Raw genomic sequence first — 15,859 nt, 5'->3', positions numbered from 1 at the left:
GCTGCTGTGTGCTTCCTACGAGCCCGTGTAGAAGCTGGCGATGAGGTCCTTGTTGTTGGCCTCGACGACGTTGCGCTTCACCTTCAACGACGGGGTGAGCTCGCCGGACTCGATGGTGAGGTCGTGGTCGAGCAGGCGCCACTTCTTCACCGTCTCCCAGCGGTTGAGCTGCGCGTTGAGGGTGTCGACGTACTCGCCCACCATCGACAGCACGGCCTCGTCACGCACCAGGTCGGTGTAGGAGGTGCCCTCCTTGCCGTTCTCCGCCGCCCAGCCGGCGATGGAGTCGGGGTCGAGGGTGATCAGCGCGGAGACGAAGTTGCGCTCGGCACCGAAGACCATGAACTGGCTGACGTAGGGGCAGATCGCCTTGAACTTCGCCTCGATCGCCGGCGGCGCGATGTACTTGCCACCGGAGGTCTTGAAGAGCTCCTTGATGCGGCCGGTGATCTTGAGGTAGCCGTCGCTGTCCAGCTCGCCCTTGTCGCCGGTGCGCAGCCAGCCGTCCTCGGTGAGTGCTTCGGCGGTCGCCTCGGGACGGTTGTGGTAGCCAGCCATGATGTGCGGGCCCTTGAGCTGGACCTCGCCGTCGGCGCCGATCCGCACCTCGGAGCCCGGGAAGGGCTGGCCGACCGTTCCGATCTTGTAACCGTCGGGGTGGTTGACCGTGGCACCCGCGGCGTTCTCGGTCATGCCGTAGCCCTCGAGGATCAGGATGCCCGCAGCGTGGAACCACTGGGCGATGTCGGCATTGAGGGCGGCCGAGCCGGAGATGAAGAACTTGACCCGGCCCCCGAAGCGGTCCCGGACCTTGCTGAACACGAGCTTGTCGAACAGGCCGTGCTGCAGCTTGAGCAGCAGCGGGACCGACTTGCCGTCTCGCTTGAGGGCGTCGAACTTGGTGCCGACCTCGAACGCCATCTTGAAGATCTTCTCCTTGGCGCCGCCCTCGGCCGCGGTCATGGTGACGATCCGGGCGTGGGCCTTCTCGAAGATGCGGGGCGCAGCACCCATGAAGGTGGGCTTCACGATGCCGAGGTTGTCGACGATCTTGTCGACCCGGCCGTCGATGGCGGTCGCGAAACCGCACGCGAGCTGGGTGGAGAGGAGCACCTTGCCGAACGAGTGCGCCATCGGCAGCCAGAGGAACTGCAGGTCGTCCTCGGTGAGGATCCGCTGCGCCTTGATGGCTTCGCCCTCGAAGACCCAGGCACGGTGGAGAGTGCGCACGCCCTTGGGCTTGCCGGTGGTGCCGGAGGTGTAGATCAGGGTGGCGAGCTGGTCGGGCTCGATGCTCTGCGCCACCGTGTCGACCGCGTCCGGGTTGGCGGCGAGGTGGGCCTCACCGAGCTCGGACAGCTGGTCGAGCGAGATCACCCAGTCGCTGTCGGCCAGGGCGGGGTCGAAGGAGACGACCTTCTCGAGCGCCGGGAGGTCGGCCCGGTGGTCACGCAGCTTGGTGAGCTGCTCCTGGTCCTCGGCGAAGATGATGCGGCTCTCGGAGTCGCCGACGATGTAGGCGGTGTCCTCGCCATTGGTCGACGGGTAGACCGTGGTCGTGGCGCCACCGGCACACATCACGGCGAGGTCCGCGAGGATCCACTCGTACCGCGTCGACGAGGCGATCGCCACGCGCTGCTCCCGCTCCAGGCCCAGGGCGAGCAGGCCGGCCGCGAGGCGTCGTACGCGGTCACCGGCCTCGCCCCACGTCACGGACTCCCACGCGTCGCCCACGGGGAAGCGGAAGGCTTCCCTCGAGCTGCTCGCCTTCACCCGGTCCAGGAACTGCACAGCGCAGTTCTTGGGAAGGTGCTCGAGGAAACTGGTGTCGTGGTTGACGGGCATGTCGCTCCTGAAAAACTGTTCCGAGACCGGCGGTGACTGGTTGGTAACTTAGATCACTCTGCGGCCAGTGGGTACGGGACCCCAGCGGCGCGGACGAACTCTTCGACCTTCTCGCGGACCTTCGGCGGCAGCAGCTCGATCGCCGCGAGCTCGGGAAGACGGTTCCGATCGGTGTTGAGCGCGACGAACATGTCGCGCACGGTCACACCGTGTCCGGGCCGGTGAACCACCTCGACCGGGTCGCCCGCGGCGAGAGTTCCGGGCTGGAGCACCCGGAGGTACGGGCCGGGGCGGGCCTCGGCGGTGAACCGCTTCACCCACACGGTCGGGTCGTAGCCGCTCTCCCCCATCCAGCCCTTGAAGTCGTTGCACGGTGTCCGCACGTGGGCGACCTCGAGCAGCGGTCCGTCGGCGCCGCCGATCCGGAGCCGGGTGCCGATCTCCATGCTGGTGAGGTCGAGACCTTCGGTGGTGAGGTTCTCCCCGAACTGGCCGTTGCGGATTGGCTGCCCGAGCTCGGCCTCCCAGAAGTCGAGGTCCTCCCGCGCATAGGCGTAGACGGCCTGGTGCGGCCCGCCGTGGTGCTCGGTGTCGGAGACCTCGTCGCCCTCGATCCCGAGGGCGTGGACGACGACAGGCCCGGTCAGGTTGCCCTTGTCGATGGACGTGCGGCCGATCCCGGCCCACTCCTTGTCCTGCGGACGACCGACGCTGACGGCGAGAACGCGAGGCATGGGTCCAGTCTGCACGACGGCGCTCAGTCCTGGACGGCCTTGGCGATCGTGATGCAGGCCGTGACGTGCTCACGTTCGTCGGCGGTGGGCCTGCGTCCGGTACGGACCGCTTCCTCGTGCGCCCAGTGGGCGTTGAGCACTGATCGGACCACGGCCCAGTCACGGGCACGCGACTCGTCGAATCCGGCAGCGTCGACCAGCGCATGGAAGCGCCGACGGATGCCGTCGCGCACGGACCCGACGGCACCGGGCAGGAGGTACTCCTCGAAGCGGTTGCGGAGCATCGGCTCGAGCTCGTAGTGCGGGTCACCGTTGGTCGGCTTCGGGTCGATGGCGAGCCACTGCGGGTCACCGTCACGCTCGCCGCAGAGCACGTTCTCGTAGTGGAGGTCGCCGTGCAGCACCGCGCTCGCCGGCTCTCGGCACAGGTCGCGCGCCAGTCCGATCGCCTGGTCGACGAGCCGACGCGGCACCGGCACCGTCGCGGCGTCCCGTTGCAGCGCCCCGACCCAGCGGGCGACGTACGACGACTGGTCACGAAGCTGCGGCATGGGCGGCACGTGGAGGCGGCCGTAGAGGGAACCCACGATCTCGCACGCCTCCAGGTCCCAGACGTCCACCAGGTCGTCACGGTCCAGGCGCTCGAGCAGCAGCGCCCGCCGCGACGGATCTGCGCGCAGCAGGAGCACCGCTCCGTTTCCCTGCCAGCGCTGCAGCGCGATGTGCTCGTGCTCCGACTCGTCGTCGGGGAGCGCGATCTTGAGGGCGGCTGCGCGACCCTGACGGGTCGTGACAGGCAGCACGAGCGAGCGGGTCCCGTGCCACCTCTCGTCGCCGGCGACGAGCTCCCACTCGTCGAGCAAGCCCTCAGGGATCGAGACACTCACCGGGACATCCTCGGTCAACCCGCTACCTCACTCGTCCAGCCACCGCTGCACCTGCGCCTCGTCGGGACGGTCGGCGTCGGTGATCACGTGCGGGACGACGCGCGAGAAGTAGTCGGTGACCGGTCCGTCCGACTCGCGAACGATGCATCCCGCCGACACGCCGCCCACCACCCAGGAGCCGATCACGGCCCGGTTGCCGTCGAACGAGGGAATCGGGTTCCACTGCTGGTAGACGAGGGTCTGGCCTTCGTAGTGACCGGGCCGTCGGTCGTCGCTGTCGTGCGTGTGGATCCAGACGTTGTCGCCCTCGCGACCCTGCAACGGCTTGGCGACCCATTCGGTCAGGTCGCCCGGGTGACCGAGGTACGCGGGCAGCAGGTTCGGGTGGTCGGGGTAGAGCTCCCACAGCACAGGGAGGATCGCCTTGGTGGACAGCATCAGCTTCCACACGGGCTCGACCCACCGGACCGGCTCGCGCTCGTGGCGTTCGAGCAGGTGCGGGCCGAACTCCTCGGCCAGCATGCTCTCCCAGGGGTAGAGCTTGTAGGCCGCGCGGATCGGCAGGTCCTCGACGTCGACGAACCGCTGTGCCTCGGGAGCCTCGTCCCAACCGACCTGCTCGATCACGTGGCCGTAGGTGCGCAGGCCCGCCATCGCTGCGGTGTCGCGCATGTACGTCGTCGTCATCTCCTCCTCCCCGCTGGTGTCGGTCGCGGAGTGGAAGAAGTGCACGGCGTGGTCGGGGAACAGTCCTCGTGCGTCCTGTTCCCGCCACCAGCGGACCAACCGGTCGTGGACCGAGTTCCACTGGTCGCGGTCGGGGAACACGTCCTCGAGCCAGTTCCACTGGGCCACCGCCGTCTCGATGAGGCCCGTGGGAGTGTCGCCGTTGATCTCGAGCATCTTCGCCGGCAGCTCGCCGTCGTACGACAGGTCGAAGCGGGCGTGCGCGGACGGATGTTCGGCACGCAGCGACTCCCGGACCAGGTCCATGGTGCCGCTGGGCAACATCAGCTCCCGGTCAGTGAAGCGCTCGGCCATCACGGCTCCGGCGTGCAGGCACATCGCGTAGAGCTCGTCGGTGACGGCCTCGAGCCGCTCGATCTCGGTGGAGGTGAACTCGTACCAGGCGGACTCGTTCCAGTAGACGACCTCACCGGAACCGTCCGCCAACGGGGTCATCGGGAAGACCAGGCCCTGCGCGACCACGGTGTCCTGCCACCCGGCACGCGGGCTCGTGACGTGGCGCCACATCAGGCGATGCTCGCGATCACGACCAGCGCGACCGCGACGACCACCCCCGACGTGACCTTGGCCAGCGGCTGGGTCTCGCCGGCCACGCAGATCTCCTCGCCCAGGTTGCCCGGCGTCACCAGGTCGACGAGGCGCCAGGCCGCGGTCTGCAGCAGGACCCCGAGCACGCTGAACGCCAGCGTCCACACCAATGCGTCACCGAACCCGGACGACGCGTTCGTCCAGATCGCGGTGAAGATGATCGCTCCCTGCGCCACCATCCACGTGGCTGCGACGAGACCGGCGCTGTGGGACACCCGCAGGTGCTCCCCGAGCCGCCCCGGGGTCAGGAGATCGAGCACGAACCAGCCAGCGGTCAGCACGATCGTGCCGAGGAGGCCGTACGCCATCCCGTAACCGAGGGCGGGAAGGAGGTCTTCCATGGTGGTCCTTGTCTCTTCGAGGCCGAGGGGATTCAGGATCCGGAGAGGTGGACGCCGCCGAAACCGCCGCGCTTGATGGTGCCGCCGGCAGCGTCCACCCCACCACGCTTCACCTCGCCGCTCAGCGAGGAGGAATCGAAGGTGCCGCCGCTGGTGGAGTACCGCTCGCCCACGGCCGGAGCGTTGCTGCCCGCCCGAAAGTAGTACCAGTAGTAGCCGCCGCCGTGGCCCGCGTAGTCGTCGTCGGAGTCGTCACACAGGTCGTCGTCGACGCGCTGCTGGGCCTGTGGATCGGCGCAGACCGCCCGGTGGTCGGGGTTGTCCTCGCAGCTGACGAAGCTGGCCGCGACCAGACCGGTCAGGCCGACACCGACAGCGACGCTGCGCCATCGGATCGGCTGGTCGCCCCGGTCGCCCTTGTGACTGGTCACTTCTTCGGCTTGTCCCCCGCGGGACCGGAGGTGGACAGCGCGGCGACGAAGGCCTCCTGGGGCACCTCGACACGGCCGACCATCTTCATCCGCTTCTTGCCTTCCTTCTGCTTCTCGAGCAGCTTGCGCTTGCGGGTGATGTCACCGCCGTAGCACTTGGCGAGGACGTCCTTGCGGATGGCGCGGATGTTCTCGCGTGCGATGACCCGGGCGCCGATGGCGGCCTGGATCGGCACCTCGAACTGCTGGCGCGGGATGAGGTCCTTGAGCTTGCCGGCCATCATCACGCCGTACGCGTAGGCAGCGTCCTTGTGGATGATCGCGGAGAACGCGTCGACCGGCTCGCCCTGGAGCAGGATGTCGACCTTCACCAGGTCGGCGGCCTGCTCGCCGGTGCGTTCGTAGTCGAGCGAGGCGTAGCCCTTGGTGCGCGACTTGAGCTGGTCGAAGAAGTCGAAGACGATCTCGCCCATCGGCAGGACGTAGCGCATCTCGACGCGGTCCTCGGAGAGGTAGTCCATCCCCTGCAGGGTGCCGCGCTTGGTCTGGCACAGCTCCATGATCGTGCCGATGTAGTCGGACGGCGACAGGATCGTGGCCCGCACGACCGGCTCGCGCACCTCGGCGATCTTGCCGCCGTCGGGGTACTCGCTCGGGTTGGTGACCTCGATGTGCTTGCCGTCCTCCATGACGACCTCGTAGACCACGTTGGGCGCGGTCGAGATGAGGTCGAGGTTGGACTCGCGCTCGAGGCGGTCCCGGGTGATCTCCATGTGGAGCAGGCCCAGGAAGCCGACGCGGAAGCCGAAGCCGAGCGCGCCCGAGGTCTCGGGCTCGAAGGTCAGCGCTGCGTCGTTGAGCTGGAGCTTCTCCAGGGCGTCACGCAGCACCGGGTAGTCGTCGCCGTCGATCGGGTACAGGCCGGCGTAGACCATCGGGTTCGGGTGCTTGTAGCCGCCGAGCGCCTCGGTCGCGCCGTGGTGCTGGGAGGTGACCGTGTCACCCACCCGCGACTGACGGACGTCCTTCACGCCGGTGATCAGGTAGCCGACCTCGCCGACACCGATCTCGCCGGACTTCACCGGCTCGGGGCTGATCACGCCGACCTCGAGCATCTCGTGCACGGCGCCGGTCGACATCATCTTGATCCGGTCGCGGTGGCTGAGGCTGCCGTCGACGACCCGGACGTAGGTGACCACGCCGCGGTAGGTGTCGTAGACCGAGTCGAAGATCAGCGCGCGGGCCGGCTTGCTGGCGTCGCCGACGGGCGGCGGCGTCTGCTTGACGATCTCGTTGAGCAGGGTCTCGACGCCCACGCCGGTCTTGGCGCTGGTGAGCAGCACGTCGGACACGTCGCAGCCGACGAGTCCGGCCAGTTCGGCGGCGTACTTCTCGACGTTGGCGCTCGGCAGGTCGATCTTGTTGAGCACCGGGATGATGTGGAGGTCCGCGCCCATGGCGAGGTAGAGGTTCGCGAGGGTCTGCGCCTCGATGCCCTGCGCCGCGTCGACCAGGAGTACGGCGGCCTCGCACGCCTCGAGCGAACGGGACACCTCGTAGGTGAAGTCCACGTGGCCCGGGGTGTCGATCATGTTGAGGACGTAGGTGCCGGGCTCGGCGCCCTCCTCGTTGCCGTCCGGAACCGTCCACGGCATCCGCACGGCCTGGCTCTTGATCGTGATGCCGCGCTCGCGCTCGATGTCCATCCGGTCGAGGTACTGCGCCCGCGCTGCGCGCGCGTCGACGACCCCGGTGAGCCGCAGCATCTGGTCCGCGAGCGTCGACTTGCCGTGGTCGATGTGCGCGATGATGCAGAAGTTGCGGATGATCGCGGGGTCGGTACGACCGGGCTTCGGGGCGGGTGCTGGCGGCATGGTGGACCCATTCTCTCCAATGCCGGCTCCGTTCGCTAAACCGTCGCCACCGATTCACCGGCGCCTCGCCTGAACGGCGGCTCCGCGTTCGTCGTACGACGTCAGGTTGGTGCCATGGACTCGGCCACCCCCCAGCCTCCCGCCCCTGCCCGCACCGACCGCCGCACCCTGCTCCGCGGAGCAGCCGGAGCCGGTCTCGCCACCGGTGGCGTCGCGCTCTTCAGCGCCCGCTCCGCCGCCTCACCGCTGCTCGTGCACCGCGACCGACCCGTGCTGCCGCTCGGCGTCCAGTCGGGCGACGTCCGGGCCGGCTCGGCCTTGCTCTGGTCGAAGGCGGACCGGCCCTCGCGCTTGGTCGCCGAGATCAGCCGCGACCCCGACTTCCGTCGCGTGCGCCGGGTCCCGGGGCCCGTGGTGACGCCGTCCAGCGACCTCACCGGCACGATCCCGCTGCGTGGCCTGCCCACAGGCACCGACATCCACTACCGGATCCGCGCGGTCGACCTGGGCTCCCACGTCGCGAGCGCGCCCACGGTCGGCCGGTTCCGGACCGCGCCCGCCACCCACGACGACGTCCGGTTCCTGTGGTCCGGCGACATCGCGGGACAGGGCTGGGGCGTCAACCCGGAGTACGGCGGCTTCCGGATCGCCGACGCGATGCGGGCCCGCGACGCCGACTTCTTCCTGTGCAGCGGCGACACGGTGTACGCCGACGGGCCGGTGCAGTCCTCGGTACCGCTGCCGGACGGATCGACCTGGCACAACCTGGTGATCCCGGAGAAGACCAAGGTCGCCGAGACGCTGGACGAGTACCGCGGGCAGTTCCGCTACAACCTGATGGCCGACAACTGGCGCGCGTTCCTCGCCGAGACCTCGCAGGTCGGGCAGCGGGACGACCACGAGGTCACCAACAACTGGTACCCCGGCGAGATCCTCGAGGACGCGCGCTACACGGAGAAGCGGGTCGACGTCCTCGCAGCCCGCGCGAGCCGGGCCTTCCACGAGTACGTGCCGGTGGCCTCGATCTCGCCCGACCCTGAGGGCCGGGTCTACCGGGTCATCCACTACGGCCCGCACCTGGACGTCTTCGTCCTCGACATGCGCACCCACAAGGACCCGAACACGGCCGACAACGAGGCGCTGGGCGACGGCGGGGTGCTCGGCGACCGCCAGACCTCCTGGCTCATCGAGGAGCTCAGGAAGTCGCGTGCGACGTGGAAGGTGATCGCCGCCGACCTGCCCCTGGGATTGGTCGTTCCCGACGGGTCCGCCGCCCAAGAGGGACTCGCCCAGGGCGAGCCGGGCGCGCCGCTCGGGCGGGAGATCGACATCGCCCGGGTGCTCTCGGCCTTGTCGCACGCCGGGATCCGCAACCACGTGTGGCTCACCGCCGACGTCCACTACACCGCAGCCCACCACTACTCCCCCGACCGTGCGGCGTACCAGGACTTCGACCCGTTCTGGGAGTTCGTGTCGGGCCCGCTCAACGCCGGAGCCTTCGGTCCCAATGCTCTCGACGGCACGTTCGGCCCGGTCGCGGACTTCGTCGCCGCACCACCGGCCGCGAACACGTCGCCGGCGCTGGGGCACCAGTACTTCGGCGAGGTGGAGATCTCGGGCCCGACCGGTCAGCTGACAGTCACGCTGCGCGACGTCGTCGGAGTCGCCCTCTACACGAGGACGCTGGACCCGGCACCGCGCTGAGCACGCCGTTGGCGACATGATGTGCGGGTGATTCCGAACCGGATCCCCCACGGCCGGACGGCCCGACGCCTCGACTGGGTCCACCTGCCGCCGTACATCCGGTCGACGGTGGAACGTCATGTCGGCTCGGCTGTGGTGGAGGACGTCTCCCAGGGCGGCGGCTTCACGCCGGGCTTCGCATCGGTGCTGACGTGCGCGGACGGTTCGAAGCACTTCGTGAAGGCGGCCTCGACGAAGGCGCAACGGATGTTCGCCGAGTCGTACCGCGAGGAGACGCACAAGCTGCGGTTCCTGCCTCGGGAGGTGCCGGCGCCGCGACTGCTGTGGGCAGAGGACGACGGCGAGTGGGTGCTCCTCTCCACCGAGTACGTCGACGGGCGGGCGCCTGTCCGTCCCTGGACCGCTGAGGACCTTGCCGCCGCATCCGCGATGGCGGTGACGATGGCGGAGGTACTGACACCCGCTCCGGGCGAAGGGCTGACCAGCGCGGCGGAGGAGTTCGGCGACTGGCCCGCGCTCTGGGACCAGATCGACCACCCGCGCGCTGCTGACCTCAAGGCGCTCGCTGACCGCTACCGGGAAGTGGTGGGCGGTTCGACCCTGGTCCACACCGACATCCGCGACGACAACATCCTGATCCTGTCCGACGGCAGTGCCGTGCTGTGCGACTGGAACTGGCCGGTGATCGGCGCCGCCTGGATCGACTCCCTGTTCCTGCTGATCGGCCCCCGCGGCGACGGCCTCGACGTCGAGGCCCACATCGCCGCCCACCCCCTGCTGTCGGCGGTGCCTGCTGGGGACATTGATGTGGTGCTCGCCCTGGTGCTCGCCTACTTCACGGTGTCGGCCGCGCAACCGGTCCCGTCCACGTCGCCGTACATCCGCCAGGCGCAGGCCTGGCAGCGCACGGTCATCGACGACTGGCTGGCTGAGCGGCGGGGCTGGCGGGACTGAAGGCGGGCGGTCAGGCGTCCTCTCGGAGCGTGTGCGCCACGAGCGCGCTGGCATGTCCGTGCCCGACCTCGTGGTCGTTCTTGAGGAACGCGACGAGATCGGAGTGACGGGCACCGGCGCCGTACTCGGGATGACCCCGCAGGATCTGCTGCCAATCGGCGATCGATCGGCCGTACTTCTTCTCGATCGAAGGGAAGTACGACGCCGGGCCGGTCGGCTGGGGCCTGCTCTGCTCAGTCATGAGCGTGGAGACCGGATGCAGCAGGCAAACTCATCGCGGCCCAACTGCATGGTCGCCACTCGACACCTCGGAACGCACGAATGACACAACCGCCCGCTCCGAGGCATGGTCGGGCGTTCCGCTCCGACAGCGGCAGATCCGTGCGGTCTCCTTGTGACGTTGATGGCACTCCGCCGGTTGGGCAGAAATGGCGCAGTCCAGGCCGTTCAGGAAGCCAATTCCGCCCAAATGGGTTGAGACGTCAGCCCGCGCGGCGGGCGATCGACCCGGCGGCCGTCCCAGCAGCCTGTCCTCGGCAGATCCGGGCGGGTCGATCCCACCCTCGACCGACCGCCGTCCACCCTCACGCGGCGACGTAGTTGACGAGGGTTTCGCTGAACTGGAGCTCTGCGGGCGTGGGCGAACTGCCGCCGGGGGTGCCGGTGACTCTCCTCGTTCCGGTCGCATCGACCAGGTAGTGGGCCCCGTAGGGATCTCGCCAGATCACGATCCCGGGGAACGGTTGTCGCACTTCCCAGCCCGTATGGGTCTTGATCCGGTGGTGGGCCCGGGTCATCGGACCCAGATTCCCGACCCCCGTGGGTCCGCCCTCGGAGTAAGGGATCGCATGGTCGAGGTCCATTCGCCTGCTGGTGTTCGCCGCAAACGGGAACACGTCGCCGGGATGGATCAAGTGCACCGCTTCGCGCATCCTTGACGGGATCTCGTACGCGTCGACCGGGGCCTGGTTGTTCAGATCGATCACCGGCGTCACCTGAACCTTGCCACCCAGCCCGTGGCGGCCCAGCTGGTGGCGGACCCAGTCGGTGGTCACGGGCCCGTGGCCCTCCAGGCGTGCGATGGGTGAATCGCCGTACAGGTGCAGGTAGGCCTTCACCTTGACCTTCACCGGCCCCACCGAAGGCTCAACATGCGCGGCCGGGTTCACCAGGAGCGCGACCGCAGCAACACGACGTTCGTTCAGGGTCGCGTCGGGCATCAAAGCCTTCAGCTCCTCGGACTCGGCGACCGCGTTCACCGCGGCATCGATCCCAGCGATCGTCAGAGCGTCGCCGTGGATCGTGTAGGTCGCCTTGCCGTGCTTGTTGACCCGCGACACCCGCGCAAACACCTCCCTCGCAGCGGCTTCCTCCTTCAACCGCGCCAACTCAGGTGCAGCGGCAGCGACCTTGCCCTCCACCAACGCCTCGAACCGCGCCCACGACAACCGGCCGTCACAGGACTCCGCGACCTCGGCATCGACCCACGCCGCCTCCGACTCCGACAGCTCCCGGGTCGCCTCAGCAACGTGGCGGGCATGACCAGGACGGGCGGTACCGGCATCGACCCCGGCCCGGATCCGCGGCAACCGCAGCGCGATGTCGACCGAGTCCGCGATCAACTTCTTCGCCCCGTACGGCGAGGTCTGGATCCGGGCCCCGAACGCGGCGGCGGCGTGCTCGGTGATCAACGGCGTCCCCGCCCCACCCGCAGGCTTCGCCCGCTCCCGACCCCGCTTGTCACCCGCCGGCAACGCGTCGGGATTGTGCAGGACAGCCCACTGGTACGCGGCCTTCAGGATGTTCCGCTCAGCATCCAGGCGCTTGGCGTGCTCGGCCTCGGCGTACGCCAGAACACCGCCGGCGGACATATCCACCAGCTCGTCCCGCTCGTCGACCTCGCACCCGATTGCCATACGAGTATTGGACCAGAACCCTCCGACACAAGACCCAGATCAGGCCAAGTTCTCCACAGACATCGGGTTTCCAGGCCCGGCGGTGCCGCGCCGTACTCACTTGTGAGGACATTCCGTGCGTCCGATGCGGGGTTACCGTCAAGACGCCTCGGTCGGCGCCGAGGATCTCGGGCCCGCGGGTCCCTCGTCGGGGGATCCCAACCGAGGGAGCCATGGACGATGAAGAAGAGCTTGATGTCGATCGGCGCTGCTGCAGCAGCGCTCCTGCTCATCCCGCTGACGGTTGCTGATGCCGCACCGGGAGGAGCCAACTGGACCAACGCTGGCGGCGACTACCGGAACACGAGGTCGCAACCCTCCGAGTCGAAGCTGACGGTCAACAACGTCAGTGGGCTCACGAGGAAGTGGGAGTTCACGACCGGCGGCGACGTGTCGGCGACGCCCGCCGTCTACAACGGTCACGTCTACGTGCCCGACTGGGCCGGCAACCTGTACGCGATCAACGCGAGGACCGGTCTCCAGGAGTGGCAGGTCAACATCGCTGCTGCCAGCGGCGTGCCGTTCGACAAGGTCCGTGCGACCCCGACGGTGACCGAGTCGCTGGTGATCGTGGGTACGCAGGGCAGCATCCTCGTGCCCGGGGGTGGACCCGGCGGCAAGGTGATCGCATTCAGCCGCGCAACCGGTGAGGTCGTCTGGATCACTCAGGCTGACTCACACGCTGCCGCGATCATCACGCAGTCCGCGACCGTCTTCAGTGGCCTGTTGTACGTCGGCGTCGCCTCCCAGGAAGAGGCACTCGCCGCCTTCGTTCCGGGCTATGAGCTCTCGTTCCGTGGCAGCATGCTGGCGATCGACGTGGCGACGGGCGCCATCGTGTGGAAGACCTACATGGCACCGGACGGCTACACCGGCAACGCGATCTGGGGAAGCTCGCCGGCCATCGACACCAAGCGCCACCAGGTGCTGATCGCCACCGGCAACAACTACTCGGTGCCGCCGGACGTGCTCGCATGTGTGGACGCAGCCAGCGGCCCCACGGAGCAGTCGGCGTGCCTGGCTGGCAACGACTTCTTCGACTCGATCCTGGCGCTCGACCTGACCACCGGCGCGGTGAAGTGGTCGACCCGGGCGATTCCGTACGACGCGTGGACCGTCGACTGCATCCCGTTCTTCGGGGACGGCGACCTCTGCCCCGACCCGGCAGGACCCGACTACGACTTCGGTCAGGCGCCCGCGCTCTTCACCGTCAAGACCACCGGAGGCAAGTCGGTCGACGTCGTCGGAGCGGGGCAGAAGAGCGGCCAGTACTGGGCACTGGACGCGGCCACGGGCGCAGTTCGCTGGGTCACCCAGGCCGGGCCAGGTGGAACGGCGGGCGGCCTGCAGTGGGGCTCCGCCGTCGACGGCGGACGCGTCTACACGGCGAACGCCAACAGCAACCTCGTGCCGTGGACCCTCCCCGACGGCTCGGTGACGACCAACGGTGTGTGGACCGGACTCAACGCCTCGACCGGCCAGGTCCTGTGGCAGAAGACCCCGCCGCACGGCGGGGGCGCCTCCGGCCCGGTGACCACCGCGAACGGCATCGTGTTCGGTTGCTCCCTCGACCCCGACGGCTACATGTATGCGATGAACGGGGCGACGGGCGCGGTGCTGTGGGAGTTCGCGAGCGGCGGCTCATGCCTGTCCGGCGCCGCGATCTCCAACGGCACCGTCTACTGGGGCTCGGGCTACAGCAACTTCTTCTTCGGGACCCCGAACAACAAGTTGTACGCGTTCGGCCTGCCGGGCTGAGGGTCCTGGCCGCGCTCAGCCACGGCCGAGCGCGGCCGGGTCGATCACGACGTACTGCGGGTCGTCCGGGTGCACCCACACGTCGATCACCGTGTCCGGCAGGATCCGCGGGATCGCCAGCTGGGAGACCAGCTCGGTGAGCTCGACGCGGTACGGCTCCCCCGACTCGGGGTCCACGTCGAGCGTGAAGATGACGTACGGGTCGTTGTTGAGGCTGCCCCGCACCCGGGTGGCGACGATCCGGGCCGTCGTCCGCGTGCCGGAGGAGATCGCCCGGTCCCGGTGCAGGCGCTTGACTCGAGACTCCCGCACCTTGAGGACGGCGAAGAGAGCCAGGCCGGCCCCACCCACGGCGAACGCTGCGGCGACGTACCCGTCGTCCTCCGTGGTCGCGGCCAGGATCACCAGGACCCAGAAGAGGGTGCCGGGCAGGAACATGAGGGCGCCGAGCGGGAGAGGTGGTCTCGATGGTGCGGGCACGCGCGCAATCTCGCAGACTGACCGGGCCAGCACAACAGCCGGTCCGTCGGACGCTCGCCCGATTTGGGGGCGGTGTTCCCCCGCTGTTAGCCTTACTGGTCGCGTCTCCTGTGTTGTCGCCTGCCCCTCGGGCACGGCTCACCGGGACACGCACTCCGGACCAGACCAGCATTTCCATACGACACAGAGGCAGTCAACCGTGGCGAACATCAAGAGCCAGATCAAGCGCAACAAGCAGAACGAGAAGGCGCACGAGCGCAACAAGGCCGTCAAGACCGGCCTGAAGTCTGCGATCCGCAAGTTCCGTGAGGCCGCCGAGGCCGGCGACAAGGACAAGGCTGTCGCCGCCGCCCGCGAGGCCACCAAGAAGCTCGACAAGGCTGCGTCCAAGGGCGTCATCCACAAGAACCAGGCTGCGAACCGCAAGTCGTCGATCTCCAAGAAGGCTGCTTCTCTCTGATCCACTCCGGTCCGGAGTCAGCAACATCTGAAAGGGGAGTCCTCGCTCTGCGAGGGCTCCCTTTCCGTTTTCCTGAAGCGACGGGGGTCAGCCGCGGCGGAGCGACGTGATGGTCAGCACCAGCCGCTCGAGGGCGTACGACGCATCGCTGGCCGCACCCTTGATGTCGGCGTCGGCCTGGGCGACCGCGCGGATCGCGCGAGCCAGTCCGGGTTCGTTCCAGCCACGCGCCTGGTCGCGCAGCGAACGCAGCTTCCACGGCGGTACGCCGACCTCGCGGGCCAGGTCCGCCTCCCGCATGCCGCGCGGCGCACTCACCAGACGAGCCAGTCCACGGGCGCTGCCCGCGAAGGCTGAGGTGACCAGCACGGCCGGGGTGCCGGCGTCGAGGGCCCAGCGCAGCTCTTCGAGCGCCGCCCGGTCGCGGCCGGCGAACGCAGCATCGGCAACGGCGAAGGACTTCGCCTCCGCGCGGCCACCGAAGTAGCGCTTCACCTGCGCTTCGCTGATCCGCTCCCCCGGGAAGTCGTTGGCGAGCTGATGAGCCCCTCCGGCGAGCGAGCGCAGATCGCGGCCGATCGACTCGATCAGCACGTCCGCGGCGTCACGCTCGATCGTGGCGCCCCATCGTCGTACCTCGTTGGCGACGAAGGCCGGGAAGTCCGACGGCTTGAGCTCCTCGGACTTGTGCTCGGTGACGGCGGGCAGCTTGCGGAGCTTGGTCAGCACGCCGCTGCCCTTGGGGCCGCCGCCGTGGACCAGTACCAGCGCGACGTCATCGACGGGCGCTGCGGCGTAGCTCAACACACCCTCGACCGACTCGTCCGGCAGGTTCTCGAACCCGCGCACCACCACGCAGCGGATCGCGGAGAACAGCGACGGAGCGGACATCTCGCCGAGGGATGCCAGGGTCAGGTCGACGGCAGCACTGTCGGCGAACTCGGTCTCGGCGTCGTACGCACGGACCGCAGCCTTGACGTCATCGACCGTCCGAGCGCCGAGGAACTCCTCCTTGCCGGTGACCAGGATGACCCGTCCCAACACGTCCTCGGCCCGCATGCGCCCACCTTCCCACACGGCACCGACCGCATCTCTCCCCCC

General features: G+C 68.7%; 15 protein-coding genes. 4 read left to right on the top strand and 11 right to left on the bottom strand.

The window, feature by feature from the left end; all coding sequences use genetic code 11:
* Window positions 1-15: 15 nt before the first annotated feature.
* The 7 genes from ASD84_RS20700 to lepA are packed head-to-tail and all read right to left on the bottom strand — an operon-like array spanning window position 16 to window position 7,447.
* Window positions 16-1,845, bottom strand: coding sequence for an AMP-dependent synthetase/ligase (locus ASD84_RS20700; RefSeq protein WP_056714639.1), 1,830 nt, complete (start codon window positions 1,843-1,845; stop codon window positions 16-18).
* 53 nt (window positions 1,846-1,898) lie between these two features.
* Window positions 1,899-2,579, bottom strand: a complete 681-nt coding sequence (locus tag ASD84_RS20695; protein WP_056714638.1) for an MOSC domain-containing protein — start codon at window positions 2,577-2,579, stop codon at window positions 1,899-1,901.
* A 23-nt stretch (window positions 2,580-2,602) separates the two neighbouring features.
* The gene (locus ASD84_RS20690) at window positions 2,603-3,466 is read right to left on the bottom strand and encodes an aminoglycoside phosphotransferase family protein (RefSeq protein WP_056714636.1); all 864 of its coding nucleotides are present in this window, start codon (window positions 3,464-3,466) and stop codon (window positions 2,603-2,605) included.
* Between the two features lie 27 nt (window positions 3,467-3,493).
* Complete coding sequence (locus tag ASD84_RS20685; protein WP_056714633.1) at window positions 3,494-4,720, bottom strand: glutathionylspermidine synthase family protein; 1,227 nt, start codon at window positions 4,718-4,720, stop codon at window positions 3,494-3,496.
* The gene (locus ASD84_RS20680) at window positions 4,720-5,142 is read right to left on the bottom strand and encodes a DUF350 domain-containing protein (protein ID WP_056714630.1); all 423 of its coding nucleotides are present in this window, start codon (window positions 5,140-5,142) and stop codon (window positions 4,720-4,722) included. Before ASD84_RS20680 ends, ASD84_RS20685 begins: the two co-directional genes overlap by 1 nt.
* A 32-nt stretch (window positions 5,143-5,174) precedes the next feature.
* Entirely contained in the window at window positions 5,175-5,573 is a 399-nt protein-coding gene (locus ASD84_RS20675; RefSeq protein ID WP_056714627.1) for a hypothetical protein, read from the bottom strand.
* Complete coding sequence (lepA, locus tag ASD84_RS20670; protein WP_056714624.1) at window positions 5,570-7,447, bottom strand: translation elongation factor 4; 1,878 nt, start codon at window positions 7,445-7,447, stop codon at window positions 5,570-5,572. The genes ASD84_RS20675 and lepA overlap by 4 nt, the downstream gene beginning before the upstream one ends.
* Window positions 7,448-7,561: 114 nt before the next feature.
* Between lepA and ASD84_RS20665 the strand changes: the two genes are divergently transcribed.
* Both ASD84_RS20665 and ASD84_RS20660 read left to right on the top strand, forming a co-directional pair.
* Window positions 7,562-9,151, top strand: a complete 1,590-nt coding sequence (locus ASD84_RS20665) for an alkaline phosphatase D family protein (protein ID WP_056714622.1) — start codon at window positions 7,562-7,564, stop codon at window positions 9,149-9,151.
* Window positions 9,152-9,178: 27 nt separating this feature from the next.
* Window positions 9,179-10,105, top strand: coding sequence for a phosphotransferase family protein (locus tag ASD84_RS20660; RefSeq protein WP_235531212.1), 927 nt, complete (start codon window positions 9,179-9,181; stop codon window positions 10,103-10,105).
* A gap of 10 nt (window positions 10,106-10,115) precedes the next feature.
* On the opposite strand, the gene ASD84_RS20655 is transcribed toward ASD84_RS20660, so the two are convergent.
* Both ASD84_RS20655 and ASD84_RS20650 read right to left on the bottom strand, forming a co-directional pair.
* Complete coding sequence (locus tag ASD84_RS20655) at window positions 10,116-10,346, bottom strand: DUF4287 domain-containing protein (protein WP_056714617.1); 231 nt, start codon at window positions 10,344-10,346, stop codon at window positions 10,116-10,118.
* Window positions 10,347-10,689: 343 nt separating this feature from the next.
* On the bottom strand, window positions 10,690-12,021 hold the full coding sequence (locus ASD84_RS20650) for an HNH endonuclease signature motif containing protein (RefSeq protein ID WP_056714613.1): 1,332 nt from the start codon (window positions 12,019-12,021) through the stop codon (window positions 10,690-10,692).
* A 219-nt stretch (window positions 12,022-12,240) separates the two neighbouring features.
* On the opposite strand from ASD84_RS20650, the gene ASD84_RS20645 reads away from it, so the two are divergent.
* Window positions 12,241-13,818 (top strand): PQQ-binding-like beta-propeller repeat protein, encoded by a 1,578-nt coding sequence (locus ASD84_RS20645; protein WP_056714610.1) that lies wholly within the window; start codon window positions 12,241-12,243, stop codon window positions 13,816-13,818.
* A gap of 15 nt (window positions 13,819-13,833) precedes the next feature.
* Here ASD84_RS20645 and ASD84_RS20640 read toward each other — a convergent pair whose 3' ends face one another.
* A complete protein-coding gene (locus ASD84_RS20640) occupies window positions 13,834-14,298 on the bottom strand; it encodes a hypothetical protein (RefSeq protein ID WP_156392218.1) in 465 nt (154 codons plus the stop codon).
* Between the two features lie 199 nt (window positions 14,299-14,497).
* On the opposite strand from ASD84_RS20640, the gene rpsT reads away from it, so the two are divergent.
* On the top strand, window positions 14,498-14,758 hold the full coding sequence (gene rpsT, locus ASD84_RS20635; RefSeq protein ID WP_056714606.1) for a 30S ribosomal protein S20: 261 nt from the start codon (window positions 14,498-14,500) through the stop codon (window positions 14,756-14,758).
* 87 nt (window positions 14,759-14,845) lie between these two features.
* Here rpsT and holA read toward each other — a convergent pair whose 3' ends face one another.
* Entirely contained in the window at window positions 14,846-15,817 is a 972-nt protein-coding gene (gene holA / locus ASD84_RS20630) for a DNA polymerase III subunit delta (protein WP_056714603.1), read from the bottom strand.
* Window positions 15,818-15,859: the final 42 nt, after the last annotated feature.

Source organism: Nocardioides sp. Root682, from assembly GCF_001427795.1.
Classification (GTDB): Bacteria; Actinomycetota; Actinomycetes; order Propionibacteriales; family Nocardioidaceae; genus Nocardioides.
This window is presented reverse-complemented; position numbering and strand designations above follow the sequence as displayed.